1 protein-coding gene is annotated in these 503 nt (G+C 65.0%); it reads left to right on the plus strand.

The features are described from left to right. On the plus strand, nt 1-503 hold a 503-nt coding region (locus MOV75_RS41600; protein ID WP_247008696.1), incomplete at both ends, for an efflux RND transporter permease subunit.

The raw sequence follows: 503 nt of genomic DNA on the forward strand, positions 1-503 counted from the left end.
AGCAACGGCCGCGTGTTCCGCCTCGGCGACATCGCCACCGTCACCCACGGCTATGTCGATCCGCCGAGCTTCGTCGTCCGCCAGGAAGGCAAGGCCGCGATCGGCATCGGCGTCGTCACCGCCAAGGGCGCCAACATCCTCGAGCTCGGCAAGGAGGTCGAGAAGGCGACCGCCGAGTTCATGAAGGCGGTCCCGCAGGGCGTCGATGTCAAGCTGATCGCCGACCAGCCCAAGGTGGTCGAGCACGCCGTCGGCGAGTTCGTGCACTCCTTCATGGAAGCGCTCGTCATCGTGCTGTTCGTCTCGTTCCTGGCGCTCGGCTGGCGCACCGGCATCGTGGTCGCACTCTCGGTGCCGCTGGTGCTCGGCATCGTCTTCATCGTCATGAACATGATGTCGCTCGACTTGCACCGCATCACGCTGGGTGCGCTGATCATCGCGCTCGGCCTGCTCGTCGACGACGCCATCATCGCGGTCGAGATGATGGTGGTGAAGATGGAGCA

This window comes from Bradyrhizobium sp. PRIMUS42, from assembly GCF_023006515.1.
GTDB lineage: Bacteria > Pseudomonadota > Alphaproteobacteria > Rhizobiales > Xanthobacteraceae > Bradyrhizobium.